Raw genomic sequence first — 25,251 nt, forward strand, 5'->3', positions numbered from 1 at the left:
CCTGATTCTGCAAAGCGACGCGTGCGGCCGACAGTCGGCCAAATGGCCAGCATCCGCTCACGGGGGCCATGCAGGACTATGCTGACGACACGCCGACCTGCGGCTTTCCGACGGGCGGCCCCCGCGTCAGGACCGGTCTTACCGGGCAGCTATAATCGCGGGACTGTTTTCCGGTATGCCTATGCAATCCACGACTCCTACGTCCCCGCCTCCCGCCCCGGAGCCGAAGAAGCGACCCTGGTGGCAAAAAGTCCTGCTCGGCTTCGCCGCGATGTGCGTGGCCCTCGTCGTGGCCGGCGGCCTCGTGCTCGGCTACGCGCTCGTCGTGGCGTGGCCGAACATGCCGTCGCTCGACGCGCTGACCGACTATCGGCCGAAGGTGCCGCTGCGCATCTATACGTCGGATCACGTGCTGATCGGCGAATTCGGCGAGGAGCGTCGCGACGTCGTCCATTTCAAGGACGTGCCCGACTCGCTGAAGAAGGCGATTCTCGCGATCGAGGACGCGCGCTTCTACGATCACGGCGGCGTCGATCTCACCGGCATCGTCCGCGCCGGCTTCGTCGCGCTGACGAACGGCCACGCGTCGCAGGGCGCGAGCACGATCACGATGCAGGTCGCGCGCAACTTCTTCCTGTCGAGCGAGAAGACCTACACGCGCAAGATCTACGAGATGCTGCTCGCGTACCGGATCGAGCGCGCACTGACGAAGGATCAGATTCTCGAGGTCTACATGAATCAGATCTATCTCGGCCAGCGCGCGTACGGCTTCGCGAGCGCCGCGCGGGTCTATTTCGGCAAGGACCTGAAGGACATCACGCTCGCGGAAGCCGCGATGCTCGCGGGGCTGCCGAAGGCGCCGTCCGCGTACAACCCGGTCGTGAACCCGAAGCGCGCGAAGGTGCGCCAGGAATACATCCTGCAGCGGATGCTCGAGCTGAACTTCATCACGCGCGAACAGTACGACGAAGCCGCCGCGCAGCCGCTCGTCGTCAAGGGGCCGGGCCGCGATTTCAGCGTGCACGCCGAATACGTCGCCGAAATGGTCAGACAGATGATGTACGCGCAGTATCGCGAGGAAACCTACACGCGCGGCTTCAACGTCGTCACGACGATCGATTCCGCGGACCAGCAGGTCGCGTACACCGCGCTGCGCAAGGGCATCATGGATTACGAGCGCCGCCACGGCTATCGCGGGCCGGAGGGCTTCATCGAGCTGCCGGCCGGCGCCGACGATCGCGAACAGGCGATCGACGACGCGCTGCTCGAGCACCCCGACAACGGCGAGCTGATCGCCGCGGTCGTGACGGCCGCGAGCCCGCGCCAGATCACGGTTGCGTTCATCGACGGCAGCACTGCGACGATCGAGGGCGACAACCTGCGCTTCGCGTCGGGCGCGCTGTCCGCCAACGCGCAGCCGAACCGCCGCATCCGCCCCGGCGCGATCGTCCGCGTCGTGAAGAACGACGCCGGCAAATGGTCGATCACGCAGTTGCCGCAGGTCGAAGGCGCGTTCCTGTCGATCGTCCCGCAGGATGGGGCGATCCGCTCGCTCGTCGGCGGCTTCGACTACAACAAGAACAAGTTCAACCACGTCACGCAGGCGTGGCGGCAGCCGGGTTCGTCGTTCAAGCCGTTCATCTATTCGGCGTCGCTCGACAAGGGCCTCGGGCCGGCCACCGTGATCAACGACGGCCCGCTGTATTTCAGCGCCGCGGAAACCGGCGGCCAGCCGTGGGAGCCGAAGAACTACGGCGGCGGCTTCGAGGGCCCGATGTCGATGCGCACCGCGCTGCAGCGCTCGCGCAACCTCGTGTCGATCCGGATCCTGAACCACATCGGCACGAAATACGCGCAGCAATACATCACCCGTTTCGGCTTCGACGCCGAGCGCCATCCCGCCTACCTGCCGATGGCACTCGGTGCCGGTCAGGTCACGCCGCTACAGATGGCGGGCGCGTATTCGGTCTTCGCGAACGGCGGCTACCGCGTCAATCCGTACCTGATCGCCGAAGTCACCGATCCGAACGGCGCGATCGTCGCGCGCGCGCAGCCGCTCATCGCCGAGCAGAACGCGCCGCGCGCGATCGACGCGCGCAACGCCTACGTCATGAACAGCCTGCTGCAGAGCGTCGCGCAGCGCGGCACGGGCGCGCGGACCAACGTGCTGAAGCGCACCGACCTCGCGGGCAAGACCGGTACGACGAACGATTCGCACGACGCGTGGTTCGCCGGCTACCAGCACACGCTCGCCGCGATCGCATGGATCGGCTACGACAATCCGCGCAGCCTCGGCGATCGCGAAACCGGCGGCGGCCTGTCGCTGCCGGTCTGGATCGACTACATGGGTGCGGCGCTGAAGGGCGTGCCCGAGTTCAAGCCGACGGCGCCTGACGGCGTCGAATCGCTCGGCGGCGAACTGTACTTCACCGAGTTCACGCCGGGTCACGGCTTCGTGTCGACGGTCGGCGTGCCGCAGGCGCCGGCCGCGCAGAACGTCGACGAGGCGGTGCCGCACGTCGACGAACAGGAAAAGCAGGACATCATGAACCTGTTCCGCGGCCACTGACCGGCGGCCCGGACATGAAAAAAGCGCCCCGCGGGGCGCTTTTTCTTCGGGCACGACGTTGGGAGCCCAGTGCCCCGGCCGTCACGCGCTGAACGTGATCGGCAGGCCGGCCTGCTGGGTCGCGTACTCGGTGAGCGCCGCGAAGAATTCGGTGCCCGTGCGCGTATCGCGCCATGCGCCGTCGATGAAACGGTAGTGGAATCCGCCCGCCTTCGCGGCAATCCACACCTCCTTCATCGGCGGCTGCAGGTTGACGATGATCTTCGAGCCGTTCTCGAACGTCAGCGTCAGCACACTGCCGTTGCGCTCCAGATCGATGTCGTGATCGCCGTCGTTCGCGACGTCCACGGTACGCTCGACGGCCGCCAGCACGGCCTCTGCACGGGCCAGGTATTCAGTATCGGACATGCTAAACTCTATCGGTTAAATTGTTCAGGGACGATCATGCGAGTCGTTTTCCGGATGAGCGCGATTGTAGCGGCTTTGGCGATTCTTGCCGGCTGCGGTCAAAGCGGCGCGCTCTATCTGCCCACCGTGCCTCCGATGCCCAAGCCGATCCAGCAACAGGACACGCCGCCGTCGGACGTGAAACCGACCGACGAAAACGCGTCGTCCGACGAGATGCCCGACACATCCGGCTCGCCGCTCACGCTGTCGCCCGAGTTGTCGAGCAGCGCATCGACGCTGCCCGCCCCGGCATCGGGCCCGGCCGCCACGAAGTAACGCCGCGCTGCCGCCCGCGCGGCGCTCGAAACGAGGCGATGACCATTCGGTCATCGCCTTTCGTTTTTTCCGGGCCGCCCCGTCATGCGCGCACGCGCCGCCATCCCCACGCAACCAGTCGCCAGCCGAGCAGCGCGGCGACGATCGCCGCGTAGAGCTTCGGCTGCGCGAGATCGTGCTTGCCGGCCCGCATCCACCAGAAGTGCAGCACGCCGAACAGCGCGATCGCGTAGATCGCGCTGTGCAGCGTCGCCCAGTGGCGACCGAGCCGGCGCACCATCGCGCGCGGCGACGTCGCGGCGAGCGGAATCAGCAGCACGAACGCCGCGAAGCCGACCGTGATGAACGGACGCTTGCCGACGTCCTTCAGGATCGCGACGACGTCGAACCACTTGTCGAACCACAGGTAGGTCGTGAAATGCAGCGTCGCGTAAAAGAACGCGAACAGCCCGATCATCCGGCGAAAGCGCAGCAGCGGCGCGAAACCCGTCATGCGCCTCACCGGCGTGACGGCAAGCGTGATGCACAACAGGACGAGCGTCCACAAGCCCGTCGAGCGCGTGACGAATTCGATCGGGTTCGCGCCGAGCCGATCGGTCAGCCCGAACAGCACGATGCGCGCGAGCGGATAGAGGCCGGCCGCGAACACCAGCACCTTGGCCGGTGCGAGCCAGCGCGGCGCGGCGGGACGGATCGCACCGGCCCGCGCCGTGCGCGCGAGCGGCCCATCGCCCGCGGCGCGGGCGGACGTGAGCGTCGAAGGAGGCATGTCGTTTCTCACGGTCGCACTCAGAAATTCTTCTTCAGGTCCATGCCCTGATACATCGATGCGACCAGATCGCCGTAGCCGTTGAACATCAGCGTCTTGCGCTTCGGCGTGAAGAAGCCGTCCTCGCCGATGCGCCGCTCGGTCGCCTGGCTCCAGCGCGGATGATCGACATTCGGGTTCACGTTCGAATAAAAGCCGTATTCGTTCGCCGCGTACGTGTTCCAGCTCGTCTTCGGCTGCTTGTCGACGAAGCGGATCTTCACGAGCGACTTCGCGCTCTTGAAGCCGTACTTCCACGGCACGACGATCCGCACCGGTGCGCCGTTCTGGTTCGGCAGCACCTGCCCGTAGACGCCCATCGTCAGCAGCGTCAGCGGATTCATCGCCTCGTCCATGCGCAGCCCTTCCGAATACGGCCAGTCGAGCACGGGCGTCGACAGGCCCGGCATCTGCGACGGATCGGCCAGCGTGACGAACTGCACGTATTTCGCGTTGCCGGTCGGCTGCACGCGCTTGATCAGCTCGGACAGCGGCACGCCGATCCACGGAATCACCATCGACCAGCCCTCGACGCAGCGCAGCCGGTACACGCGCTCCTCGAGCGGCGCGAGCTTCAGCAACTCGTCGAGATCGAACACCTTCGGGTGCTGCACCTCGCCTTCGACACTCACGCGCCACGGGCGCGGCCGCAGCGTGCCGGCGTTCTGCGCCGGATCGCTCTTGTCGGTGCCGAATTCGTAGAAGTTGTTGTAGGACGTGATGTCCTTGAACGGCGTCACCTTGTCGATGGCGACGAATGTCGGGTTCGTTTTTGCCGCGAGCTTCGCCGCCCGCGGATCGGGCGACGCATACGCGGCGAGCGCCGCGCCGCTGGCGCCGAACAGGCCGCCTGCGGCCGCGAGGCCGGCTGCCTGCAGCACGCGCCGCCGGTTCTCGAACACCGCGCGCGGGGTGATCTCGCTCGGCGCGATATCCGCGCCGGTCAGTACGTTACGCAAAGGGCGTTTGATCCACATCGTGCAGCTCCTCCCGCATGCGCGGCGCGCATGCTTCATGAGCGTTCGACCCGGCCCGTCACGCGCCGTTCGACGCCCGGTTCGCCCGCCCGTTACAAAAGAAAACCGCCGGGCACGCAGTGCACCGGCGGTCATATGGTCGGACGAGCGGCGGAAACCTTACAGCTTGCCGTAGCTGTGCAGCCCGGACAGGAACATGTTGACGCCGAGGAACGCGAACGTCGTGACCAGCAGGCCGGTAAGTGCCCACCACGCGGCCACCGCACCGCGCAGGCCCTTCATCAGCCGCATGTGCAGCCACGCCGCGTAGTTCAGCCACACGATCAGCGCCCAGGTTTCCTTCGGATCCCAGCTCCAGTAGCCGCCCCACGCCTCGGCCGCCCACAGCGCACCGAGGATCGTCGCGATCGTGAAGAACGCGAAACCGACCGCGATCGACTTGTACATCACGTCGTCGAGCACTTCCAGCGTCGGCAGGCGATCGGCGAGGACCCCGCGCTCCTTCATCAGGTACGCGACCGACACCATCGCCGACAGCGCGAAGCTGCCGTAGCCGATGAAGTTCGCCGGCACGTGGATCTTCATCCACCAGCTTTGCAGTGCCGGTACGAGCGGCTGGATCTGCTGCGCATCGCGCGCGACCGAGTACCACATCAGGAAGCCGACCGCCGCACTGATGACCAGCAGCACGAACGCGCCGAGCGAACGCGTGCCGTAGTGGCCTTCGTAATACAGATAAAGCAGCGCGGTGATCAGGCTGAACAGCACGAACACTTCATAGAGGTTCGACACGGGGATGTGCCCGACATCCGCACCGATCAGGTAGGACTCGTACCAGCGCACCATCAACCCCGTGAAGCCCATCAGCACGGCAACCCACGTGAGCTTCTGGCCGATCGCGGCGCCCGTTTCGGAGCGGGCGAGCAGGCCGATCCAGTAGAAGATCGTCGCGAGCACGAACAGCGCGCTCATCCACAGGATCGCCGACTGGCTCGACAGGAAATACTTGAGGAAGAACGCCGAATCGGCGCGGGCGAGATCGCCCTGGTAGATCTGGATCGACAGCAGCGACAGCACGGCGATCGACGCCATCATCAGCCGCGCGGGCTTCCAGCGCCAGCCGAGCGCGACGAGCGCCGGCACGGTGCCGATCATCACCGCCTTGTCGTAGTAATCCATGTGCGCGTTGTAGTGCACGAGCGCATAGCCCGCGCCCGCCACCAGCACCAGTGCGAACAGCCAGTCGAACAGCGACAGGCGCGCGAGGAACGGACGGTCGTCGAACAGCGGCGACGATGCCGGCGCCGCAGCCGACGCCGTACGGGAAGAGGAAACTTGCGTGAGATCCATGATGTTACCGGGTGGAATTCTCGGAATCGGAACCGCCGCCGGCAGGCGGGCGGGCCGTCGAAGCCGCACCGGCAGGCGCGGCGTCGCGAGGTGCGGCGCGCAAGGCGGCGCCGGCCGCGTCGCGCGTCTGCACGAATTCTTTCTCGAAATCGAAGGTCTTGCGGGCCGTGGACATTGCCATCACCACATCGACGCCCGAACCGGCGTCCTTCAGCCAGAACCAGAGTCGCCGCTCGCGCACGTAGAACATCGAGAAGATGCCGGCGACCAGCAACAGGCTGCCAAGATACACCAGATTCTTGCCGGGTGCGCGCGTCAGCTGAAATACCGAAGCTTGCACCTGCTTGAACGAGTCAAGCTGCAAATAGACCGGCGATCCATACAAGAAGCTGTCGGATAGCGCATTGATCGCGTTCTGCACGAAGCGGATCGTGTCGGTGCCCTGCTGCGCCGCCGGCTCGCCGGCACGCTCGCGGGCGATCTGCCAGACCTCCCACATCGAGCCCTCGAGCATCCGCAGCAGCAGGCTCGCAGCCTTCTCCTGCTCGCCCTTCGGCACCGAGCGGTCGATGAAGGTCGCCACTGCCTGGAAGCCGCCGACCGGCTGGCCGTCCGCTCCGCGACCGATGCTGTCGTCGCTTGCCGCAAAAAGGGTCAGCACCTTCGATGCACTGTCCTGCAGACGGCCGCGCAGCGACGCGTCGCCCGGCAGCGAGCGCTGCGCGAAGCGTGCGGCGGCTTCCGTGCGCACGGCCGGATCCTCGAGCGCGGCGCGCAGGCGCATCCATTCGCCGATCGAATCCTGGCTGTCGGCCGGAATCCGCATATAGCGGAACGGGTCGTTCGGGCTCGCGCGCACGCCGGCGAGGAACACGCGCTCGCCGTTCATGTCGACGGGCAGCATGTAGTTGTTGAATTCGCGCGCCTGGCCGTCCTTGCCGCGGATCTTGTACTGCACCGACGGGCCGATGTTGTGGATCTGCGTCGGCTTCGACGTCTTCGCGCCCGAGCCGAGCCGCTCGTCGAACACTTCCTTCAGCGAGCTCGTCGTCGCGACGCCGCGCACGTCGGGCTTGCCGGTCGCGTCGGCCATGTTCTCGACGTTGATCGCGCGGAAATCGGAGAACTCGATCGTGTCGCCGTCGGCCCCCGGAACCTGCAGCGGCACCGAGCTGCCGATCGTACCCTTCACGGGGACGGTCGCCGCGTGGCTGCCCGTCATCGGATAGGCCGTCATCTGCATCTGCGAGCCGCCGTCCTGGAAGCTCGACTGGTAGATCGACACGCCCTTGTACGTGAACGGCTTGTTGACCTCGACCCGCGCCGGGATCTTCCGGCCGGTCTCGCGATCGATCACGACGATGTCGCTCGCGAACAGCTTCGGCATGCCCGTCGTGTAGTAATCGACGATGAACTTGTCGAGCTGGATCGAGAACGGCAGATCCTGAATCAGCGAGCCGCTCGGCTGGTTCAGGATCGCGGTCGACACGAACTGGCCCTCCGGCACCCATGCATAGCCGCGGAACGTCGGGTTCGACGCGGACAGGCGATGGTCGGGCGAGATCTCGCTGATCGTCGCGCTCGTGTTGACCGGGCTCTTGCCGAACATCCACATCTGGAATTTGATCGGCAGGTTGCTGTCGAGCAGGCCGCCGATACAGATCACGACGATCGCAAGGTGCGCGGAGATATAGCCCCACTTGGTCATCGCACCGCGCTTCGCGGAGATCAGCGTCGCGCCGTCGGTTTCACGCACGACGTGCTTGTAGCCGGCCTTCGTGACGAACGCGGCGAGCGTGGTCGCGACGCTCGCGCGCGTGCCGGACGCCGTGTACTCGGCCTTGTGGTGGAATGCGCGCAGGCTGCCCTCGCGGACCTTGTCCTTCCAGCTCTTCGCATCGGCGAGCATCTTCGGCGCGTTGCGGATCACGCACAGCGAGATCGACGCGACGAGGAAGATCAGGATCAGCATGAACCACCACGCGCTGTACACGTTGTACAGGCCGAGCGAGCGGAAGATGTCCGCCCAGAACGGCCCGAACTGGTTCACGTAGTTCGGATACGGATCGTCCTGGGTCAGGACCGTGCCGATGATGCTCGCAATCGACAGCACCACCAGCAGCGCGATCGCGAAGCGCATCGAGCTCAGCAGCTCGACCGCGCGTTTCGATGCACCCTGGCTCGACTTCGACTGCAACCCCGACGTGGTAACGCTCATTCAAACTCCGACTAAGGGGAAACAGCCCCCACGCTCACTATGTTCGCTTCGGGGGCGCAGCCCCCATCGCCGGCAAGCCGCTCCATCCCGGCTCGGCCCGGCGAGTGCCGACAAAAAAGAAGGGCGAGGCAACCGCGACGGCGCGGCGCCCCACCCTTTTCTTGTTCTGACTCCGGCCGCCCTTCGGGCGCCCGGTCATTCCATTCGCGGCCGACCGCTCAACGCAGGCCCGCGATGTAATCCGCGACGGCCTTGATCTCGGTATCCGACAGCCGCGACGCGATCTGATGCATCGCCTCGTTGTTGTTGCGCGCACCGGCACCCTGCTGGAACGCGGTCAACTGCGCGACCGTGTAATCGGCCCATTGCCCCGACAGACGCGGGTACTGGACCGGGATTCCCTGCCCCGTCGGGCCGTGGCAGCTCGCGCAGGCGGGTACGCCCTTTTCCGCGATGCCGCCTCGATAGATCTTCTGGCCGACCGGCACGGTCGCCGCATCGCGTGCGGTACCGAGCTTCGTCGTCTGCGACCCGTAGTACGCGGCGACGTTGCGCATGTCGTCCGCGCTCAACGCGCTCGCGAATCCAACCATCACCGCGTTGTTCCGCACCGGCCCCTTCGCGCCCGGCTGCGTCTTGAAGTCGTTCAACTGCTTGACCAGATATTCGGGATGCTGGCCGGCAAGCTTCGGGAAACTGCCCGACGCGCTATTGCCGTCGGCGCCGTGACACGACGCGCAAACCTGCCCGGCAATCGCCTTGCCGCGGTCGAGATCCGGCTTGGCCGCATCTGCCGCGTTTGCCTCCGCTACGAAACCTACGAACCCTGCTGCAACCTGAAGCACCATCAGAGACTTGCACAGTCGATTCATTCGCACACCCTGTTTCGTCTTGTGGGAATTTGAGGTTCTGCAAAAAACGACGGCGTCCAGTCTACCGCAGAAGCCACATAAAAGCGCGAGGCAGGCGCCCGGTGGCCTTCGGTAAAACCGCCGTATTGTACAATATCGTGTTGAAAGCTCCCGCGCCTATCGGGGCTACCCCGCCTCCACCAAGCGGCTCGCGCCGCCCGTCCTTCCGGTTCCCATGGCCTTTCTGCTCCATCAAGCCCGCTTCTACACGACCGTCAACCATCTGCGCGACCTGCCGCCGACGGTTCAGCCGGAAATCGCGTTCGCGGGCCGCTCGAATGCCGGCAAGTCGACGGCGATCAACGTGCTCTGCAACCAGAAGCGGCTGGCCTTCGCGTCGAAGACGCCCGGCCGCACGCAGCATATCAACTACTTCTCCGTCGGCCCGGCCGCCGAGCCCGTCGCGAACCTCGTCGACCTGCCCGGCTACGGCTATGCGGAAGTGCCCGGCGCCGCGAAGGCACATTGGGAAATGCTGCTGTCGTCCTATCTGGCGACGCGCTCGCAGCTTTGCGGCCTGATCCTGATGATGGATTCGCGCCGTCCGCTGACCGATCTCGATCGACGCATGATCGAGTGGTTCGCGCCGACCGGCAAGCCGATCCACACGCTGCTGACCAAGTGCGACAAATTGACGCGCCAGGAAAGCATCAACGCGTTGCGCAATACGCAGAAGGGGCTCGACGCGTATCGCGACCAGGGCGTGCAGGGCAAGCTGACGGTCCAGCTGTTCTCGGCGCTGAAGCGCACGGGGCTCGACGAGGCCCATGAACTGATCGAGAGCTGGCTGCGGCCGTCCGTCGCCGACGAAAAAAGCGAGCCTGTAGCACAATGAGCGGGCAACGCGCGGCTGGGATCGGCTGTGCGCACCTGACGGCACCTGCGGATTCGGCCGGCTCATAAAAAAACCCGCCGTCGAACGGCGGGTCAAACAGCCTAATCGAAAAACGACAGGCACCCGCTCAGGGAGGAGAAGCGGGGAGCTGCACGCAACGCGTACCGCTCGATCGCTATCATATACCAACGATCTCGAAAATGACCTAAGGGTTCCGTAAGGTCCTTCTTGCCCTGATTTCTGCCAAATCGCCATGAGCTTCCATCCGCTTCATCGTCCGCGCCGGATGCGCCGCGACGACTTCTCTCGCCGCCTGATGCGCGAAAACCGCCTGACCACCGACGATCTGATCTATCCGGTGTTCGTCGTCGAAGGCACCAACGAACGCCAGCCAGTCCCGTCGATGCCCGGCGTCGAGCGCGTGTCGGTCGATCTGCTGATGCACGTCGCCGAACAGTGCGTCGAACTCGGCGTGCCCGTGCTGTCGCTGTTCCCGGCCATCGAGCCGTCGTTGAAAACACCCGACGGCCGCGAAGCGGCCAATCCGGAAGGCCTGATCCCGCGCGCCGTGCGCGAGCTGAAGAAGCGCTTCCCCGAACTCGGCGTGCTGACCGACGTCGCGCTCGATCCGTACACGAGCCACGGCCAGGACGGCGTGCTCGACGAAAACGGCTACGTGATCAACGACGACACGATCGAGATCCTGGTCGATCAGGCGCGTGCGCAGGCAGAAGCCGGCGTCGACATCGTCGCGCCGTCGGACATGATGGACGGCCGCATCGGCGCGGTCCGCGAGATGCTGGAAAGCGACGGCCATATTCATACGCGGATCATGGCCTACTCGGCGAAGTTCGCATCGGCGTTCTACGGCCCGTTCCGCGATGCGGTCGGTTCGGCATCCAATCTGGGCAAGGGTAACAAGATGACCTACCAGATGGATCCGGCGAACAGCGACGAAGCGCTGCGCGAAGTGCGCCTCGACATCGACGAAGGCGCCGACATGGTGATGGTCAAGCCCGGCATGCCGTATCTCGACATCGTGCGCCGCGTGAAGGACGAGTTCCGCTTCCCGACCTACGTGTACCAGGTGAGCGGCGAGTACGCGATGCTGAAGGCGGCCGCGATGAACGGCTGGCTCGACCACGACAAGGTCGTGCTCGAATCGCTGCTCGCGTTCAAGCGTGCAGGCGCTGACGGCGTGCTCACGTACTTCGCGCTCGATGCCGCGCGTCTGCTGAAAGCGCAGCGCTGATCGCGCGCCGGCTGCACCAGCAAAAACGGCGGGACACCTCGGTGTTCCGCCGTTTTTCGTTGACCGTCGATCGAGACCGTCAGCCAGCCCGGAAGCTTCCGTTCGCCAGTTCGCGTCGGCCGGCCGCCGTCATGCCGTCGGAACGGCCGCCCGATCGAGGCTGCGCAGGAACGTGTCGGCCGCCTGATAGCCGACCACGCGGCCGATCTCGTTGCCGTGGCGATCGAAGAAGATGATGCCCGGCGGCCCGAACAGGTTGAAGCGCTTGAGCAGCGCCTGATCGTCCGGATTGTTCGCGGTAACGTCCGCGCGCACGAGGTGAAGCTGCGCGAGCCGCGCCTGCACGCGCGCGTCGGTGAACGTCAGATGCTCCATCTCCTTGCAGCTAACACACCAGTCGGCGTAGAAGTCGAGCATCACGGGCCGGCCCGACGTCTTCAGCAGCGTGTCGAGTTCGCCGCTGGAGCGCACCGGGGCGAACGCCGGGCCGTCCTGCGCGGCAGCCGCGCCAGCCGCCGCCGCACCGCCGGACACCGTCGTACGCGCCGCGAGCACGGCCAGCGGCTTGACGGGATCGGTCGAGCCCGCGGCCAGGCCGACGAGCAACGTCGCTGCCCAGATCGCGAGCGCGGCGCCCACGCCGCGGCCCAGGCGGCGCCACACCGACGCAGCACCGGCATTCGGCGTGAACAGGCCGAGCGCCGCGGCCGCGATCAGCAGCCACAACGCCGCGAGCACCATCTTCAGCCCGGCCGCCAGCACCGGCCACACGATCCACAGCGCGGCCGCGAGCAGCACGATGCCGAAGAACACCTTGACGCCGTCCATCCACGCACCTGCGCGCGGCAGCACCGTCCCGGCCCCGACGCCGACGACCAGCAGCGGCACGCCGAGCCCCAGCCCCATCGCGAACAGCGCCGCGCCGCCGAGCCACGCATTGCCGGTGTGCGCGATGAAAGCGAGCACGGCGAACAGCGGCGCCGTCATGCACGCGCCAACGACCAGCGCCGACAACGCGCCCATTACTGCAACCGCGACGAAGTGGCCGCCCTGGCGCGCGCTCGATGCCTCGGCCGCGCCGTTCTGCCAGCGCGCCGGCAGCGCGATGTCCTTGCCCGAGATCAGCGACACCGCGAACGCGGTCAGCAGCACGCCGAACGCGCCGAGTACCCACGGATTCTGCAGCCATGCGCCGAGGCTCTGGCCGACCAGCGCGGCCGCGATGCCGAGTACCGTGTAGACCAGCGCCATGCCGACCACGTAGGTCAGCGACAGCGCGAAGCCGCGTGCATGCGTCGCACGCGTGCCCTGGCCGATGATGATCGCGGACACGATCGGAATCATCGGGTACGAACACGGCAAGAGGCTCAGCACGACACCCGCGACGAAATAGAGTGCGACGATCGTGAAGAAGCCGTGGCCTTCGAGCAGCGACTGCGCGAAATCCGCACTCGTGACCTTGTCGAACCAGTTGCCCGCGACAGCCGTATCGCCGGACGACGATGCGGCGCCGAGCGCGGCGCCATCGACCTTCATCACGTGCTCGGCCGGCGGATAACAGATCCCTTCGTCCGCACACCCTTGCGACGTCACCGCGAGCTCGAACGGCCCGGCTGCCTGCTTCACCGGCACGTGAACGACGACTTCGTCGCGATAGGTCTCGACGTTCTTCTGGAACGTCTGGTCGAATTTCACGTGGCCGGCCGGGAATTGCGGTTCGCCGAGCGTCGCCTGACCGCTCTTCACCGCGAACGCGAACCGCTCGCGGTACATGTAATAGCCGTTGGCGATCTTGAAACGCACGTCCACTTGTCCCGGCGCTTCGCTCGCGCTGAACTTGAACGCAACCGCCGGATCGAGGAAATCGTCGGCCGCGCGCGCGACGGACAGGCCGCCCAGTACGAGCACGAACGACAACAGGACCGCAACAAACCGCAGCGCACGCACGCGCACCGAAAGCGCCATACCGTTAAACATGAAATAGACGTTGAGTTTCGCCGGTCACCCACTGGCCATACGCGGCCGATGCCGTCGCCTGCCACGAGACGATTTCGGGTGTCTCGTAAGGATGATGCGCGAGGATAAATCGCTCCAGTTCGAGCGCCCGCACGGGGCTCGTCTTGAACAGCAACTGGATCTCGTCGGCCGTTTCGACCTTGCCCTGCCAGTGATAGCGCGACTTGATCGCACCGAGCTCCGACACGCACGCGGCAAGGCGCGCGTCGAGCGCGCCGTCGGCCAGCACCGCAGCCGTCGCCGCATCGGGTACCGTCGTCAGCATCAGCACCACTATCATCCGCGCCCTCCTCACTGGTCTGCTGGCTCCTGCCGGCGCCGGCTACCCGCTCGGCGACCGCACCGGTTGCCCCGTATCGTAGCGCAGCCCGCGCGCCGCTGCCGGCACCGGCCTGCGACAATCGATCGCAGCCGGCATCTCAAAAACAAAAAGGGCCAAGCAAAACGCTCGGCCCCTTTCTGATCCTGCTGCGTACCGGAAGCTTACTCGGCTTCTTGCACGTTTTCCGTTTCGTCGACTTCCGGACGGTCGAGCAGTTCGACCAGTGCCATCGGTGCGTTGTCGCCCACCCGGAAGCCGAACTTCAGCACGCGCAGGTAGCCGCCCGGACGGTTCGCGAAACGCGGACCGAGCACGTCGAACAGCTTCGCGACCGAGTCACGATCGCGCAGGCGGTTGAACGCCAGGCGACGGTTTGCCAGCGACGGCTTCTTGCCGAGCGTGATCAGCGGCTCGACGACTTTACGGAGTTCCTTCGCCTTCGGCAGCGTCGTCTTGATGACTTCGTGCTCGATCAGCGAGTTGGACATGTTACGGAGCATAGCCAGACGGTGGCTGCTCGTGCGGTTCAGTTTCCGCAGACCATGACGATGGCGCATTTCAGTTTCCTTGATTCAAAGTTTTGGTCCAGCTCTTCTATCGCACCTCGGAGGGCGCACGGGCCGGTAACGAAAAAAAGCAAGATGCGGATTTTAAAGGAAAATCCGCATCTTTGCCAACTACGGCTATAGCCAGGCTACGACCGGGCTTACTTGTCGAGACCAGCAGGCGGCCAGTTCTCGAGCTTCATGCCCAGCGTGAGACCGCGCGAAGCGAGCACTTCCTTGATCTCGTTGAGCGACTTGCGACCGAGGTTCGGCGTCTTCAGCAGCTCGTTTTCCGTGCGCTGGATCAGGTCGCCGATGTAGTAGATGTTCTCGGCCTTCAGGCAGTTCGCCGAACGAACCGTCAGCTCGAGATCGTCCACCGGACGCAGCAGGATCGGATCGATCTGCGGTGCACGCGACGGCGCTTCGGCTGCCGTTTCCGTGCCTTCCAGCGCCGCGAACACGGACAACTGGTCGACCAGGATGCGGGCCGACTGGCGGATCGCTTCTTCCGGCGTGATCACGCCGCTCGTCTCGATGTTCATCACGAGCTTGTCGAGGTCGGTACGCTGCTCGACACGCGCGCTTTCGACAGCGTAGCTCACGCGGCGAACCGGCGAGAACGATGCGTCGAGGACGATGCGGCCGATGATCTTGGCCGTGTCTTCGCCGTAGCGACGGACGTTGCCGGGCACGTAGCCGCGCCCCTTTTCGATCTTGATCTGAACGTCGAGCTTGCCGCCCTTCGACAGGTGCGCAATCACGTGATTCGGGTTGATGACTTCGCAATCGTGAGCCAGCTCGATATCGCCGGCCGTCACGACGCCTTCACCTTCCTTGCGCAGCGTAACCGTCACTTCGTCACGGTTATGCAGCTTGAACACCACGCCCTTCAGGTTCAGCAGCAGGTTGACGACGTCTTCCTGCACGCCATCCAGCGTCGAGTACTCGTGCACCACGCCTGCGATCGTGACTTCGGTCGGCGCGTAGCCCACCATCGACGACAGCAGCACGCGGCGAAGCGCATTGCCCAAGGTGTGGCCGTAACCGCGTTCGAACGGTTCCATGACCACCCTCGCGTGGTTCTCGCCCAGCGATTCCACGGCGATGATCTTGGGTTTCAGCAAACTGGTTTGCATGGGCTTTCCTTTTCAATACCCTCGGCTCGTTACACCGATAAGGCTGACCGGTAACAACCAGAAAATAAACAGCCGAGGCCCGTCCTTGCGCAACGCAATCGGGGTACCTCGGCCGTCAATCGGATTAACGCGAATACAATTCGACGATCAGGCTTTCGTTGATGTCGCCTGCGATTTCAGCGCGTTCCGGCATCTGCTTGAACGTGCCTTCGAACTTCTTCGCATCGACTGCAACCCAGCTCGGCATGCCGCCTTGCTCGGCCAGCGACAGCGCTTCGACGATACGCGCCTGCTTCTTCGCCTTTTCGCGAATCGCGACGACGTCACCTGCCTTCACTTGCTGCGACGGGACGTTTGCAACGACGCCGTTCACGGTGATCGACTTGTGGCTCACCAGCTGACGCGCTTCAGCGCGGGTCGAGCCGAAGCCCATGCGATACACGACGTTGTCGAGGCGCGACTCGAGCAGTTGCAGCAGGTTTTCACCCGTGTTGCCCTTGCGGCGATCGGCTTCAGCGAAGTAGCGACGGAACTGACGTTCCAGCACGCCGTAGATACGCTTGACCTTCTGCTTCTCGCGCAGCTGCGTACCGTAGTCGGACGTACGTGCGCCCGAGGTACGGCCGTGCTGACCCGGCTTGCTGTCGAGCTTGCACTTGTCGGCGAGCGAGCGGCGTGCGCTCTTCAGGAACAGGTCGGTGCCTTCACGGCGGGAAAGCTTGGCTTTGGGGCCGATATAACGTGCCACTTTGCATTCCTTTATCAATCAGTCACGCGGATCGAAATCCGCGCTAGTCCGCTCCCTTTGGGGCGAACGGTGGGCTTAGTCAATCAAAAAAGCAACGCCCGTCGACGCTGAGCGGCGACAGGCAATGCGCTAGCACGAACGTGCCAGCACATCCTTAGATACGACGACGCTTCGGCGGGCGGCAGCCGTTGTGCGGAATCGGGGTGACGTCCGAAATCGCGGTGATCTTGATGCCGAGGCCGTGCAGTGCGCGCACTGCCGACTCGCGACCCGGGCCCGGGCCCTTGATCCGCACTTCCAGATTCTTCACGCCGTATTCCATCGCGACGCGGCCAGCCGACTCGGCTGCGACCTGAGCAGCGAACGGCGTCGATTTGCGCGAGCCCTTGAAGCCCTGACCGCCCGACGTCGCCCATGCCAGAGCGTTGCCTTGGCGATCGGTGATCGTGATGATCGTGTTGTTGAACGACGCGTGAACGTGAACCACGCCTTCAGCGACGTTCTTCTTAACCTTCTTGCGAACGCGTTGCGCCGCGGTGTTCGAAGCCTTAGCCATTACGTTTTCCTGTAACTGTCAGTTCCGCTTACTTCTTCAGCGCTTGCGCTGCACGACGCGGACCCTTGCGGGTACGTGCGTTCGTACGCGTACGCTGACCGCGCATCGGCAGGCCCTTGCGATGACGGACGCCACGGTAGCAACCGAGGTCCATCAGGCGCTTGATGTTCATCGTCACTTCACGGCGCAGATCGCCTTCGACGACAAACTTGCCTACTTCTTCACGCAGCTTTTCCAGGTCTGCGTCGGTCAGATCCTTGACCTTCTTCGAAAAATCGACGCCAGCTGCCACGCAGATGCTGCGCGAACGGGTGCGGCCGATACCGAAGATAGCCGTCAGGCCGATCTCGGTATGCTGGTGATTCGGGATGTTAACCCCTGCGATACGAGCCATTGTTTTTCCTCAAACAAAAAGCGCAAACAAACGCGCGGTCAGCCTTGGCGCTGCTTGTGGCGCGGATCCGAGCTGCAGATCACGCGAACGACGCCTTTGCGCTTGATGATCTTGCAATTGCGGCAAATGCGCTTAACCGATGCCATCACTTTCATGATAATACCCTTTTTTCAAATCACTTCGCCCGGAACACGATCCGCGCACGAGACAGATCGTAAGGCGTCAATTCAACCGTCACCTTGTCGCCCGGCAGGATGCGGATGTAGTGCATCCGCATCTTCCCGGAAATATGCCCCAACACGACATGGCCGTTTTCCAGCTTCACGCGGAAGGTCGCATTCGGGAGGTTTTCAATTACCTCACCCTGCATCTGGATTACATCGTCTTTGGCCATAGTCCTTTTCAACGCATCGGGATGTTGCCGCCCTTGAAGTTAGCCTTCTTGAGCAGCGACTCATACTGTTGCGACATAACGTACGACTGCACCTGCGCCATAAAGTCCATCGTGACGACGACAATGATCAGCAGCGACGTTCCACCAAAATAAAACGGCACGTTCCAGCGCAGCACCAGGAATTCCGGCAGCAGACACACGAAGACGATGTAGATCGCACCGGCCAGCGTCAGACGCGTGAGGATGCGGTCGATATATCGTGCGGTCTGATCGCCCGGACGGATGCCCGGAACAAACGCGCCGCTCTTCTTCAGGTTGTCCGCGGTCTCCCTGCTGTTGAACACCAGTGCGGTGTAGAAGAAGCAGAAAAACACGATTGCCAGCGTGTACAGCAGCACGTAGACCGGCTGGCCCGGCTTCAGCGCTTCCGCAACGTTATGCAACGTATTGGAAATCCAGCTTCCTGTCGGCTGACCGGTACTGAACCAGCCGAGAATCGTTGCCGGGAACAGAATGATCGACGATGCAAAGATCGGCGGAATCACGCCCGACATGTTCAGCTTCAGCGGCAGATGCGACGACTGCCCACCGTAGATCTTGTTGCCGACCTGACGCTTCGCGTAGTTCACGAGGATCTTGCGCTGACCGCGTTCGATGAACACGACCAGGTAAGTCACCGCGGCGATCAGAACGACGATGATGATCGCCGAAATGATGCTCATCGAACCCGTACGCACCAGTTCGAACAACCCACCCACGGCATTCGGGAACCCTGCTGCGATCCCGCCGAAGATGATGATCGAGATACCGTTGCCCAGACCACGCTCGGTAATCTGCTCGCCGAGCCACATCAGGAACATCGTGCCCGTAACCAGCGTCACGACCGTCGTCAGACGGAACAGCATGCCGGGATCGGTGACGAGGCCCGGCTGGTTTTCCAGCGCAGCCGCGATACCGAATGCCTGGAAGGTCGCGAGCACCACGGTGAAATACCGCGTGTACTGCGTGATCTTCCGTTGCCCTGCCTGCCCTTCCTTCTTCAGCGCCTCGAGCTGCGGCGAAACGATCGCCAGCAACTGCATGATGATCGACGCCGAGATGTACGGCATGATCCCCAGCGCAAAGATCGTGAAGCGGGAAAGCGCGCCACCCGAGAACATGTTGAACATGCCCAGGATGCCGCCCGCCTGGCTCTGGAACAGCTTAGCCAGTTGATCCGGATCGATGCCCGGCACGGGAATGTGCGCGCCGATGCGATAGACGATCAGCGCCAGGAGCAGGAACATCGCTCGCCGGCGCAGATCGCCGAATTTCGCCGTGCTTCGACCGGGTTTTGCAAGACTCGGGCTGTTAGCCAAGTACCTTCTCCGATGAATGCAAGTGACGACGCGCTACGCGTGTCACTCGGCGAACGAACCGCCAGCCGCTTCGATCGCAGCACGCGCACCCTTGGTGGCACCGAGACCCTTCACGACGATCTTGCGCTTCAGTTCGCCCGTCGCGATGATCTTTGCGCTCTTCGTCAGTTCGCCGACCAGGCCGGCTTGCTTCAGTGCGAGCAGATCGATCTCGTCGACCGGCAGCTTCTCGAGGTCGCCCAGGCGCACTTCACCGACGAATTCCTTCGTCAGCGACGTGAAGCCGCGCTTCGGCAGACGACGTTGCAGCGGCATCTGACCGCCTTCGAAACCGACTTTGTGGAAGCCGCCCGAACGCGATTTCTGACCCTTGTGACCACGGCCAGCCGTCTTGCCGAGGCCCGAACCGATGCCACGACCGACGCGACGCTTGGCGTGCTTGGCGCCAGCGGCCGGCTTCAGGTTATTCAATTCCATATCAACTCCTTGATCCGTAGGGCCGCTTACGCGATGACCTTAACGAGGTACGAGACCTTGTTGATCATGCCGCGGACCGCCGGCGTGTCCTGCAGCTCGCTAACCGAGTTGAGTCGGCGCAGGCCCAGGCCACGCACGGTTGCGCGGTGCGATTCGCGGGTCCCGATCAGGCTCTTGACGAGCTGAACCTTGACAGTTTTTTCAGACATGGTGACCACCCGGGCTTAGCCCAAAATATCTTCGACGGACTTGCCGCGCTTCGCCGCGATGTCTGCCGGGGTCGACTGCTTGCGCAGACCGTCCAGCGTGGCGCGAACGAGGTTGTACGGGTTCGTCGAACCGTGGCTCTTCGCCACGACGTTCTGAACGCCCATCACGTCGAACACTGCGCGCATCGGGCCGCCGGCGATCACGCCCGTACCTGCCTTCGCCGGAGCGAGGAGGACAGCGGATGCGCCATGCTTGCCGTGCACTTCGTGCTGCAGCGTGCCGTTCTTGAGCGGCACCTTGAACATGTTGCGGCGAGCTTGTTCCATTGCCTTCTGGACAGCGACCGGCACTTCCTTCGCCTTGCCCTTGCCCATACCGATGCGGCCATCGCCGTCGCCAACCACGGTCAGTGCGGCGAAGCCGAGAATACGGCCACCCTTCACGACCTTGGTCACGCGATTGACCGAAATCATCTTTTCGCGAAGGCCGTCGTCGCGCTCGTCAGCCTGAACTTTCGCTTGCATCTTTGCCATGACGAATTCCTTCCTTAGAACTTGAGCCCAGCTTCGCGAGCTGCCTCAGCCAGCGCCTTGACGCGGCCGTGGTAGCGGAAGCCCGAGCGGTCGAAGGCGACGGATTCGATGCCGGCAGCCTTTGCCTTCTCGGCAATACGCTTGCCGATCAGCGTCGCAGCATTGACGTTGCCGCCCTTGCCCGACTTGTCGGCCAGTTCTGCGCGCACTTCTGCTTCGAGCGTCGACGCGCTGGCGAGCACCTTGGTGCCGCACGGCGAGAACACTTGAGCGTAGATGTGCGTGTTCGTGCGATGCACGGCGAGACGCGCGACCTGCAGCTCAGCGATCTTGATACGCGTCTGGCGAGCGCGGCGCAGGCGAGATTGAGTCTTATCCATGATTGCGCACCCTTACTTCTTCTTCGTTTCTTTGAGGATCACAACCTCGTCGGCATAACGCACGCCCTTGCCCTTGTAGGGCTCCGGCGGACGGTAACCGCGGACTTCCGCAGCCACTTGACCGACTTGTTGCTTGTTGATCCCCTTGATCACGATTTCGGTTTGCGTCGGGGTTTCAGCCTTGACGCCTTCCGGCATCTGGTGCACCACCGGGTGCGAGAAACCCAGCGACAGGTTCAGCTTGTCGCCTTGCGCTTGCGCACGGTAACCGACGCCAACCAGCGTCAGCTTGCGCTCGAAACCCTTGGTCACGCCGTGCACGGCATTCGCGATGATCGCGCGCATCGTGCCCGACAGTGCATTTGCTTCGCGGCTTTCGTCGACCGGCGACAGATTCAGCGTGCCGTCGTTGTTCGCCACGTTCACGAGCGGATTGATCGCTTGCGTGATGGTGCCCAGCGGGCCCTTGACGGTGATTGCACCGTCGGCCAGCTTGACTTCCGCGCCTTGCAGCGCGATCGGGCTTTTACCTACTCGAGACATGTTTCTCTCTCCTCGGCTTTAAGCGACGTAGCAGATGACTTCGCCGCCGACGCCGGTAGCGCGCGCCTTGCGGTCGGTCATCACGCCCTTCGGCGTCGACACGATTGCCACACCGAGGCCATTCATGACCTGCGGAATGTCGTTACGGCCGCGATACACGCGCAGACCAGGCTTCGACACGCGCTCGAGGCGTTCGATGACCGGGCGACCTGCGTAGTACTTCAGCGCGATATTCAGTTCGGACTTCGCACCTTCCGCCTTCACGGCGAAATCGTCGATATAACCTTCGTCCTTCAGGACTTGCGCGATTGCAACCTTGACCTTCGACGAGGGCATCGCGACCGATACCTTCTCGACCATCTGCGCGTTGCGGATGCGAGTCAGCATATCGGCGATAGGATCACTCATGCTCATTTACGTTTCTCCTATTACCAGCTCGCCTTGGTCAGGCCAGGAATCTCGCCACGGAATGCGATTTCACGAATCTTGTTACGCGCGAGGCCGAATTTACGGAACGTGCCACGCGGACGGCCCGTGATCGCGCAGCGGTTACGCTGGCGGGTCGGGTTTGCGTTGCGGGGCAGTTGCTGCAGCTCCAGGCGTGCTTCGTAGCGCTCTTCTTCCGACTTGCTTTGGTCTTCGACGATCGCCTTCAGCGCTTCGCGCTTTGCTGCGAACTTCGCGACCAGGCGGGCGCGCTTCTTTTCACGTTCGATCAGTGCCAGTTTAGCCACGGTAACCTCAGTTTCTGAACGGGAACTTGAAGCTGGCGAGCAGAGCCTTTGCTTCGTCGTCGGTCTTCGCAGTCGTCGTGATGCTGATGTTCAGCCCACGCAGTGCGTCGATCTTGTCGTAATCGATTTCGGGGAAAATGATCTGCTCTTTCACACCGATGTTGTAGTTGCCACGGCCATCGAAAGCACGACCCGACACGCCGCGGAAGTCACGCACGCGGGGCAGGGCAACCGTCACGAAACGGTCGAGGAATTCGTACATCGCGCGGCCACGCAGCGTCACCATCGCGCCGATGGGGTAACCCTGGCGGATCTTGAAGCCTGCGATTGCCTTGCGGGCCTTCGTGACGACCGGCTTCTGGCCAGCGATCTTCGTGAGGTCGCCAACGGCGTTCTCGATGATCTTCTTGTCAGCGATCGCTTCGCCAAGACCCATGTTCAGCGTGATCTTGGTGATGCGCGGCACTTCCATGACCGACTTGTAACCGAACTTCTCGATCAGGCCGGGCACAACCTTTTCTTTGTAAAACTCTTGAAAACGAGCCATTTTTTACTCCGCTGCGTCAGGCGCTCAGTACGGCACCGGTCGTCTTCAGGAAGCGAACCTTCTTGCCTTCCTCGACCTTGATGCCAACACGCGACGCCTTGCCATTCGCGTCGACCAGTGCGACGTTCGAAATATGCAGGGGCATCGTCTTCGCTTCCACGCCGCCCGTCGTACCCTTCATCGGGTTCGGCTTCACATGCTTCTTGACGAGGTTGATACCTTCAACCGTCACATGTTCAGCACCGACAGCCAGCACGACGCCGCGCTTGCCCTTGTCCTTGCCAGTGACGACGATGACTTCGTCACCTTTGCGAATCTTGTTCATCGCGACTCCTTACAGCACTTCCGGCGCCAGCGAAACGATCTTCATGAATCGTTCGCTACGCAGCTCACGCGTCACCGGCCCGAAGATACGGGTGCCGATCGGCTCGAGCTTGTTATTCAAAAGCACAGCGGCGTTGCCGTCGAACTTGATCAGCGAGCCGTCTTGACGGCGCACGCCCTTGGCGGTGCGGACCACCACGGCGTTGTAAATTTCGCCTTTCTTCACGCGCCCGCGCGGCGTTGCCTCTTTGACGCTCACCTTGATGATGTCGCCAATGCCGGCATAACGACGCTTCGAGCCGCCGAGCACCTTGATGCACAGGACTTCACGTGCACCCGTGTTGTCGGCTACTTCGAGCCGAGATTCGGTCTGGATCATGGTTTGTCTTTCCCAACTTAATCCGGATGCACCACCATGATGCATTCGGTCAGTCTTGGTCCCGTCAGCCAATCGGCTGCTTGGGTTGGAACAGCAGCGACGGCAAACGAAACCCGCCATCGCAATTCGGTGAATCCTTCGGACAGGCAGGCGCCAGTCCGCTTCCCCCACCAACTTCGCCCGCGACGGGGCTCCCATAAAGAGGGAAGACCGGGATTATAACAAATAATCCCGGTCACGCAAGCAAAAACTTTGCGATTTCAAGCACTTCGTGGAGAAGTGCCCGTTACTGCCTACTGCGCTGCCCGCTTAGATGACGCGAGCGGCTTCGACGAGGCGCGACACCGTCCAGGCCTTCGTCTTCGAAACAGGACGCGTTTCCTGGATTTCGACGAGATCGCCTTCGTTGTAGGTGTTCGCTTCATCGTGCGCGTGGTACTTCTTCGAACGCACGACATACTTGCCGTAGATCGGATGCTTGACGCGGTGCTCGATCAGCACGGTGACGGTCTTGTCCATCTTGTTGCTGACGACCCGACCGACCAGCGTCCGCTTCAGCGAGGTTTTCACGCTATCGTTCATTTCTGGTTCGCCTTCTGAGTCATGACGGTCCGCACACGTGCGATGTCGCGACGAACCTTCTTCAGCTGGCTCGTGTTCGTGAGCTGCTGGGTCGCGAGTTGCATGCGCAGGCCGAATTGCGCCTTCAGCAGGTCCGCCAGCTCCTTGTTGAGCGCGGCCTGGTCTTTCTGGAGAAGTTCGGAAGCCTTCATGTTTTCTCCTTAGGCGCCGAGCTGGCGCACGATGAATGCCGTCTTGAGCGGCAGCTTGGCTGCAGCCAGACGGAACGCTTCGCGTGCCAGTTCTTCGGTTACGCCGTCCATTTCATAGAGCATCTTGCCCGGCTGAATCTCGGCGACGTAGTACTCCGGGTTACCCTTACCGTTACCCATACGCACTTCGGCCGGCTTCTGCGAAATCGGCTTGTCCGGGAAGATCCGGATCCAGATGCGGCCGCCACGCTTGATGTGACGCGTCATTGCACGACGCGCCGCTTCAATTTGACGTGCGGTCAAACGACCGCGACCGATCGCCTTCAGGCCGAATTCACCGAACGACACTGCGTTGCCGCGCGTCGCCTTGCCGGTGTTGCGACCCTTCTGCTCTTTACGATACTTTCTGCGTTTCGGTTGCAGCATCGTTATTCTCCAGTCTTGCCGTCTTCGGGCTTGCCGGCGCCACGGCGCGGTGCGCCACGACGAGCACCCGGAGCGCCGCCTTCGCCGTCACGGCGCGGACGACGGTCGCCCGGACGCGCATTGCGACGCGGACGCTTGTCTTCGGCTACTTCTTCCACCACCGGTGCATCGTTGCGGCCGAGCGTATCGCCCTTGTAGACCCACACCTTGACGCCGATGATCCCGTAAGTCGTCTTCGCTTCCGAAGTCGCGTAGTCGATATCAGCACGCAGCGTGTGAAGCGGCACGCGACCTTCGCGATACCACTCCGTACGAGCGATTTCGATACCGTTCAGACGGCCTGCGCTCATGATCTTGATGCCTTGGGCACCCAGACGCATCGCGTTCTGCATCGCACGCTTCATCGCGCGACGGAACATGATCCGGCGCTCGAGCTGTTGCGTGATCGAGTCAGCGATCAGCTGAGCATCGGTTTCCGGCTTGCGGATTTCCTCGATGTTGACGTGAACCGGCACGCCCATGCGGCGTTGCAGTTCCGTCTTCAGCTGTTCGATGTCCTCGCCCTTCTTGCCGATGACCACGCCCGGACGCGAGCTGTAAATCGTGATGCGCGCGTTCTTCGCCGGACGCTCGATGACCACCCGACCGACCGAAGCGTTCTTCAGCTTCTTCTTCAGGTATTCACGAACACCGATGTCTTCCTGCAGCATCGCCGCGAAATTGTTGTTGTTCGCGTACCAACGCGAAGCCCAATTGCGGCTGACAGCCAGGCGGAAGCCAGTCGGATGAATTTTCTGTCCCATCGTATGG

34 protein-coding genes are annotated in these 25,251 nt (G+C 63.2%); 4 read left to right on the forward strand and 30 right to left on the reverse strand.

Going from position 1 to position 25,251, the window contains the following annotated elements:
* Positions 1-175: 175 nt before the first annotated feature.
* A complete protein-coding gene (locus tag WT24_RS04560) occupies positions 176-2,569 on the forward strand; it encodes a penicillin-binding protein 1A (RefSeq protein ID WP_060031534.1) in 2,394 nt (797 codons plus the stop codon).
* Between the two features lie 81 nt (positions 2,570-2,650).
* On the opposite strand, the gene cyaY is transcribed toward WT24_RS04560, so the two are convergent.
* Positions 2,651-2,977: an iron donor protein CyaY gene (gene cyaY, locus WT24_RS04565; protein ID WP_059499766.1), complete on the reverse strand. Its 327-nt coding sequence runs from the start codon at positions 2,975-2,977 to the stop codon at positions 2,651-2,653.
* Positions 2,978-3,013: 36 nt separating this feature from the next.
* Here cyaY and WT24_RS04570 point away from each other — a divergent pair, with 36 nt between their 5' ends.
* The gene (locus WT24_RS04570; protein ID WP_059790955.1) at positions 3,014-3,292 is read left to right on the forward strand and encodes a lipoprotein; all 279 of its coding nucleotides are present in this window, start codon (positions 3,014-3,016) and stop codon (positions 3,290-3,292) included.
* Between the two features lie 82 nt (positions 3,293-3,374).
* Here the strand turns inward: WT24_RS04570 and msrQ are convergent, their stop codons facing one another.
* The 5 genes from msrQ to WT24_RS04595 all read right to left on the reverse strand — a co-directional run bounded on the left by msrQ (position 3,375) and on the right by WT24_RS04595 (position 9,517).
* Entirely contained in the window at positions 3,375-4,061 is a 687-nt protein-coding gene (gene msrQ / locus WT24_RS04575) for a protein-methionine-sulfoxide reductase heme-binding subunit MsrQ (RefSeq protein WP_059499768.1), read from the reverse strand.
* Positions 4,062-4,081: 20 nt separating this feature from the next.
* Positions 4,082-5,077 (reverse strand): protein-methionine-sulfoxide reductase catalytic subunit MsrP, encoded by a 996-nt coding sequence (gene msrP, locus WT24_RS04580; protein WP_059499783.1) that lies wholly within the window; start codon positions 5,075-5,077, stop codon positions 4,082-4,084.
* Between the two features lie 159 nt (positions 5,078-5,236).
* The gene (gene ccsB / locus WT24_RS04585; protein WP_060031537.1) at positions 5,237-6,427 is read right to left on the reverse strand and encodes a c-type cytochrome biogenesis protein CcsB; all 1,191 of its coding nucleotides are present in this window, start codon (positions 6,425-6,427) and stop codon (positions 5,237-5,239) included.
* 4 nt (positions 6,428-6,431) lie between these two features.
* The gene (locus tag WT24_RS04590; RefSeq protein WP_060031540.1) at positions 6,432-8,645 is read right to left on the reverse strand and encodes a cytochrome c biogenesis protein ResB; all 2,214 of its coding nucleotides are present in this window, start codon (positions 8,643-8,645) and stop codon (positions 6,432-6,434) included.
* Positions 8,646-8,863: 218 nt separating this feature from the next.
* Positions 8,864-9,517: a cytochrome c gene (locus WT24_RS04595; RefSeq protein ID WP_011546640.1), complete on the reverse strand. Its 654-nt coding sequence runs from the start codon at positions 9,515-9,517 to the stop codon at positions 8,864-8,866.
* 214 nt (positions 9,518-9,731) lie between these two features.
* Here WT24_RS04595 and yihA point away from each other — a divergent pair, with 214 nt between their 5' ends.
* Both yihA and hemB read left to right on the forward strand, forming a co-directional pair.
* Positions 9,732-10,391: a ribosome biogenesis GTP-binding protein YihA/YsxC gene (gene yihA, locus WT24_RS04600; protein ID WP_034209737.1), complete on the forward strand. Its 660-nt coding sequence runs from the start codon at positions 9,732-9,734 to the stop codon at positions 10,389-10,391.
* A gap of 253 nt (positions 10,392-10,644) precedes the next feature.
* A complete protein-coding gene (hemB, locus tag WT24_RS04605; RefSeq protein WP_034209736.1) occupies positions 10,645-11,643 on the forward strand; it encodes a porphobilinogen synthase in 999 nt (332 codons plus the stop codon).
* Positions 11,644-11,772: 129 nt separating this feature from the next.
* Here hemB and dsbD read toward each other — a convergent pair whose 3' ends face one another.
* The 24 genes from dsbD to rpsC all read right to left on the reverse strand — a co-directional run bounded on the left by dsbD (position 11,773) and on the right by rpsC (position 25,244).
* Positions 11,773-13,620 carry a protein-disulfide reductase DsbD gene (dsbD, locus tag WT24_RS04610; protein ID WP_060031543.1) on the reverse strand — a complete coding sequence of 616 codons (1,848 nt, stop codon included), beginning with the start codon at positions 13,618-13,620 and terminating at the stop codon, positions 11,773-11,775.
* Positions 13,613-13,939 carry a divalent-cation tolerance protein CutA gene (gene cutA, locus WT24_RS04615; RefSeq protein ID WP_059499772.1) on the reverse strand — a complete coding sequence of 109 codons (327 nt, stop codon included), beginning with the start codon at positions 13,937-13,939 and terminating at the stop codon, positions 13,613-13,615. Before cutA ends, dsbD begins: the two co-directional genes overlap by 8 nt.
* 203 nt (positions 13,940-14,142) lie before the next feature.
* The gene (gene rplQ / locus WT24_RS04620) at positions 14,143-14,538 is read right to left on the reverse strand and encodes a 50S ribosomal protein L17 (RefSeq protein ID WP_006477175.1); all 396 of its coding nucleotides are present in this window, start codon (positions 14,536-14,538) and stop codon (positions 14,143-14,145) included.
* Positions 14,539-14,687: 149 nt separating this feature from the next.
* Positions 14,688-15,665 (reverse strand): DNA-directed RNA polymerase subunit alpha, encoded by a 978-nt coding sequence (locus WT24_RS04625; protein ID WP_006477176.1) that lies wholly within the window; start codon positions 15,663-15,665, stop codon positions 14,688-14,690.
* Between the two features lie 124 nt (positions 15,666-15,789).
* Complete coding sequence (gene rpsD / locus WT24_RS04630) at positions 15,790-16,413, reverse strand: 30S ribosomal protein S4 (protein ID WP_006477177.1); 624 nt, start codon at positions 16,411-16,413, stop codon at positions 15,790-15,792.
* 154 nt (positions 16,414-16,567) lie between these two features.
* Entirely contained in the window at positions 16,568-16,969 is a 402-nt protein-coding gene (gene rpsK, locus WT24_RS04635; protein ID WP_004197937.1) for a 30S ribosomal protein S11, read from the reverse strand.
* 28 nt (positions 16,970-16,997) lie between these two features.
* Positions 16,998-17,363, reverse strand: a complete 366-nt coding sequence (gene rpsM / locus WT24_RS04640; RefSeq protein ID WP_006400641.1) for a 30S ribosomal protein S13 — start codon at positions 17,361-17,363, stop codon at positions 16,998-17,000.
* 38 nt (positions 17,364-17,401) lie between these two features.
* Complete coding sequence (rpmJ, locus tag WT24_RS04645) at positions 17,402-17,518, reverse strand: 50S ribosomal protein L36 (RefSeq protein WP_004199844.1); 117 nt, start codon at positions 17,516-17,518, stop codon at positions 17,402-17,404.
* A gap of 20 nt (positions 17,519-17,538) precedes the next feature.
* On the reverse strand, positions 17,539-17,757 hold the full coding sequence (gene infA / locus WT24_RS04650) for a translation initiation factor IF-1 (RefSeq protein ID WP_004521905.1): 219 nt from the start codon (positions 17,755-17,757) through the stop codon (positions 17,539-17,541).
* 8 nt (positions 17,758-17,765) lie between these two features.
* Positions 17,766-19,115 carry a preprotein translocase subunit SecY gene (gene secY, locus WT24_RS04655; RefSeq protein WP_006482915.1) on the reverse strand — a complete coding sequence of 450 codons (1,350 nt, stop codon included), beginning with the start codon at positions 19,113-19,115 and terminating at the stop codon, positions 17,766-17,768.
* 42 nt (positions 19,116-19,157) lie between these two features.
* Positions 19,158-19,592 carry a 50S ribosomal protein L15 gene (gene rplO, locus WT24_RS04660; protein ID WP_006482880.1) on the reverse strand — a complete coding sequence of 145 codons (435 nt, stop codon included), beginning with the start codon at positions 19,590-19,592 and terminating at the stop codon, positions 19,158-19,160.
* Positions 19,593-19,618: 26 nt separating this feature from the next.
* Positions 19,619-19,801: a 50S ribosomal protein L30 gene (gene rpmD / locus WT24_RS04665; protein ID WP_006400644.1), complete on the reverse strand. Its 183-nt coding sequence runs from the start codon at positions 19,799-19,801 to the stop codon at positions 19,619-19,621.
* 15 nt (positions 19,802-19,816) lie between these two features.
* Complete coding sequence (rpsE, locus tag WT24_RS04670) at positions 19,817-20,335, reverse strand: 30S ribosomal protein S5 (protein ID WP_006752931.1); 519 nt, start codon at positions 20,333-20,335, stop codon at positions 19,817-19,819.
* Between the two features lie 14 nt (positions 20,336-20,349).
* Positions 20,350-20,715, reverse strand: coding sequence for a 50S ribosomal protein L18 (rplR, locus tag WT24_RS04675; RefSeq protein ID WP_006477183.1), 366 nt, complete (start codon positions 20,713-20,715; stop codon positions 20,350-20,352).
* A gap of 12 nt (positions 20,716-20,727) precedes the next feature.
* Positions 20,728-21,258: a 50S ribosomal protein L6 gene (rplF, locus tag WT24_RS04680; RefSeq protein WP_006477184.1), complete on the reverse strand. Its 531-nt coding sequence runs from the start codon at positions 21,256-21,258 to the stop codon at positions 20,728-20,730.
* Positions 21,259-21,276: 18 nt separating this feature from the next.
* Positions 21,277-21,672, reverse strand: coding sequence for a 30S ribosomal protein S8 (rpsH, locus tag WT24_RS04685; protein WP_006477185.1), 396 nt, complete (start codon positions 21,670-21,672; stop codon positions 21,277-21,279).
* A 14-nt stretch (positions 21,673-21,686) separates the two neighbouring features.
* The gene (rpsN, locus tag WT24_RS04690; RefSeq protein WP_006482884.1) at positions 21,687-21,992 is read right to left on the reverse strand and encodes a 30S ribosomal protein S14; all 306 of its coding nucleotides are present in this window, start codon (positions 21,990-21,992) and stop codon (positions 21,687-21,689) included.
* A gap of 7 nt (positions 21,993-21,999) precedes the next feature.
* A complete protein-coding gene (gene rplE, locus WT24_RS04695) occupies positions 22,000-22,539 on the reverse strand; it encodes a 50S ribosomal protein L5 (protein WP_006482882.1) in 540 nt (179 codons plus the stop codon).
* A gap of 16 nt (positions 22,540-22,555) precedes the next feature.
* Positions 22,556-22,864: a 50S ribosomal protein L24 gene (rplX, locus tag WT24_RS04700; RefSeq protein ID WP_006477187.1), complete on the reverse strand. Its 309-nt coding sequence runs from the start codon at positions 22,862-22,864 to the stop codon at positions 22,556-22,558.
* Between the two features lie 9 nt (positions 22,865-22,873).
* The gene (gene rplN, locus WT24_RS04705) at positions 22,874-23,242 is read right to left on the reverse strand and encodes a 50S ribosomal protein L14 (protein WP_006482918.1); all 369 of its coding nucleotides are present in this window, start codon (positions 23,240-23,242) and stop codon (positions 22,874-22,876) included.
* Between the two features lie 309 nt (positions 23,243-23,551).
* Positions 23,552-23,824, reverse strand: coding sequence for a 30S ribosomal protein S17 (gene rpsQ / locus WT24_RS04710; protein WP_006477189.1), 273 nt, complete (start codon positions 23,822-23,824; stop codon positions 23,552-23,554).
* On the reverse strand, positions 23,821-24,015 hold the full coding sequence (rpmC, locus tag WT24_RS04715) for a 50S ribosomal protein L29 (protein WP_006400652.1): 195 nt from the start codon (positions 24,013-24,015) through the stop codon (positions 23,821-23,823). The genes rpsQ and rpmC overlap by 4 nt, the downstream gene beginning before the upstream one ends.
* 9 nt (positions 24,016-24,024) lie before the next feature.
* A complete protein-coding gene (gene rplP, locus WT24_RS04720; RefSeq protein ID WP_006482873.1) occupies positions 24,025-24,441 on the reverse strand; it encodes a 50S ribosomal protein L16 in 417 nt (138 codons plus the stop codon).
* A gap of 2 nt (positions 24,442-24,443) precedes the next feature.
* Positions 24,444-25,244, reverse strand: a complete 801-nt coding sequence (gene rpsC, locus WT24_RS04725) for a 30S ribosomal protein S3 (protein ID WP_006482899.1) — start codon at positions 25,242-25,244, stop codon at positions 24,444-24,446.
* Between the last annotated feature and the right edge of the window lie 7 nt (positions 25,245-25,251).

The organism is Burkholderia sp. MSMB1078WGS (assembly GCF_001528895.1).
GTDB lineage: Bacteria > Pseudomonadota > Gammaproteobacteria > Burkholderiales > Burkholderiaceae > Burkholderia.

What these genes read in the sequence shown, in the direction of transcription:
- WT24_RS04560 (WP_060031534.1), top strand. Translation starts at nt 176, where the DNA reads ATGCCTATGCAATCCACGACTCCTACGTCCCCGCCTCCCGCCCCGGAG.
- cyaY (WP_059499766.1), bottom strand. Translation starts at nt 2,977, where the DNA reads ATGTCCGATACTGAATACCTGGCCCGTGCAGAGGCCGTGCTGGCGGCC.
- WT24_RS04570 (WP_059790955.1), top strand. Translation starts at nt 3,014, where the DNA reads ATGCGAGTCGTTTTCCGGATGAGCGCGATTGTAGCGGCTTTGGCGATT.
- msrQ (WP_059499768.1), bottom strand. Translation starts at nt 4,061, where the DNA reads ATGCCTCCTTCGACGCTCACGTCCGCCCGCGCCGCGGGCGATGGGCCG.
- msrP (WP_059499783.1), bottom strand. Translation starts at nt 5,077, where the DNA reads ATGTGGATCAAACGCCCTTTGCGTAACGTACTGACCGGCGCGGATATC.
- ccsB (WP_060031537.1), bottom strand. Translation starts at nt 6,427, where the DNA reads ATGGATCTCACGCAAGTTTCCTCTTCCCGTACGGCGTCGGCTGCGGCG.
- WT24_RS04590 (WP_060031540.1), bottom strand. Translation starts at nt 8,645, where the DNA reads ATGAGCGTTACCACGTCGGGGTTGCAGTCGAAGTCGAGCCAGGGTGCA.
- WT24_RS04595 (WP_011546640.1), bottom strand. Translation starts at nt 9,517, where the DNA reads ATGAATCGACTGTGCAAGTCTCTGATGGTGCTTCAGGTTGCAGCAGGG.
- yihA (WP_034209737.1), top strand. Translation starts at nt 9,732, where the DNA reads ATGGCCTTTCTGCTCCATCAAGCCCGCTTCTACACGACCGTCAACCAT.
- hemB (WP_034209736.1), top strand. Translation starts at nt 10,645, where the DNA reads ATGAGCTTCCATCCGCTTCATCGTCCGCGCCGGATGCGCCGCGACGAC.
- dsbD (WP_060031543.1), bottom strand. Translation starts at nt 13,620, where the DNA reads ATGTTTAACGGTATGGCGCTTTCGGTGCGCGTGCGTGCGCTGCGGTTT.
- cutA (WP_059499772.1), bottom strand. Translation starts at nt 13,939, where the DNA reads ATGATAGTGGTGCTGATGCTGACGACGGTACCCGATGCGGCGACGGCT.
- rplQ (WP_006477175.1), bottom strand. Translation starts at nt 14,538, where the DNA reads ATGCGCCATCGTCATGGTCTGCGGAAACTGAACCGCACGAGCAGCCAC.
- WT24_RS04625 (WP_006477176.1), bottom strand. Translation starts at nt 15,665, where the DNA reads ATGCAAACCAGTTTGCTGAAACCCAAGATCATCGCCGTGGAATCGCTG.
- rpsK (WP_004197937.1), bottom strand. Translation starts at nt 16,969, where the DNA reads ATGGCTAAGGCTTCGAACACCGCGGCGCAACGCGTTCGCAAGAAGGTT.
- rpsM (WP_006400641.1), bottom strand. Translation starts at nt 17,363, where the DNA reads ATGGCTCGTATCGCAGGGGTTAACATCCCGAATCACCAGCATACCGAG.
- rpmJ (WP_004199844.1), bottom strand. Translation starts at nt 17,518, where the DNA reads ATGAAAGTGATGGCATCGGTTAAGCGCATTTGCCGCAATTGCAAGATC.
- infA (WP_004521905.1), bottom strand. Translation starts at nt 17,757, where the DNA reads ATGGCCAAAGACGATGTAATCCAGATGCAGGGTGAGGTAATTGAAAAC.
- rplO (WP_006482880.1), bottom strand. Translation starts at nt 19,592, where the DNA reads ATGGAATTGAATAACCTGAAGCCGGCCGCTGGCGCCAAGCACGCCAAG.
- rpmD (WP_006400644.1), bottom strand. Translation starts at nt 19,801, where the DNA reads ATGTCTGAAAAAACTGTCAAGGTTCAGCTCGTCAAGAGCCTGATCGGG.
- rpsE (WP_006752931.1), bottom strand. Translation starts at nt 20,335, where the DNA reads ATGGCAAAGATGCAAGCGAAAGTTCAGGCTGACGAGCGCGACGACGGC.
- rplR (WP_006477183.1), bottom strand. Translation starts at nt 20,715, where the DNA reads ATGGATAAGACTCAATCTCGCCTGCGCCGCGCTCGCCAGACGCGTATC.
- rplF (WP_006477184.1), bottom strand. Translation starts at nt 21,258, where the DNA reads ATGTCTCGAGTAGGTAAAAGCCCGATCGCGCTGCAAGGCGCGGAAGTC.
- rpsH (WP_006477185.1), bottom strand. Translation starts at nt 21,672, where the DNA reads ATGAGCATGAGTGATCCTATCGCCGATATGCTGACTCGCATCCGCAAC.
- rplE (WP_006482882.1), bottom strand. Translation starts at nt 22,539, where the DNA reads ATGGCTCGTTTTCAAGAGTTTTACAAAGAAAAGGTTGTGCCCGGCCTG.
- rplX (WP_006477187.1), bottom strand. Translation starts at nt 22,864, where the DNA reads ATGAACAAGATTCGCAAAGGTGACGAAGTCATCGTCGTCACTGGCAAG.
- rplN (WP_006482918.1), bottom strand. Translation starts at nt 23,242, where the DNA reads ATGATCCAGACCGAATCTCGGCTCGAAGTAGCCGACAACACGGGTGCA.
- rpsQ (WP_006477189.1), bottom strand. Translation starts at nt 23,824, where the DNA reads ATGAACGATAGCGTGAAAACCTCGCTGAAGCGGACGCTGGTCGGTCGG.
- rpmC (WP_006400652.1), bottom strand. Translation starts at nt 24,015, where the DNA reads ATGAAGGCTTCCGAACTTCTCCAGAAAGACCAGGCCGCGCTCAACAAG.
- rplP (WP_006482873.1), bottom strand. Translation starts at nt 24,441, where the DNA reads ATGCTGCAACCGAAACGCAGAAAGTATCGTAAAGAGCAGAAGGGTCGC.
- rpsC (WP_006482899.1), bottom strand. Translation starts at nt 25,244, where the DNA reads ATGGGACAGAAAATTCATCCGACTGGCTTCCGCCTGGCTGTCAGCCGC.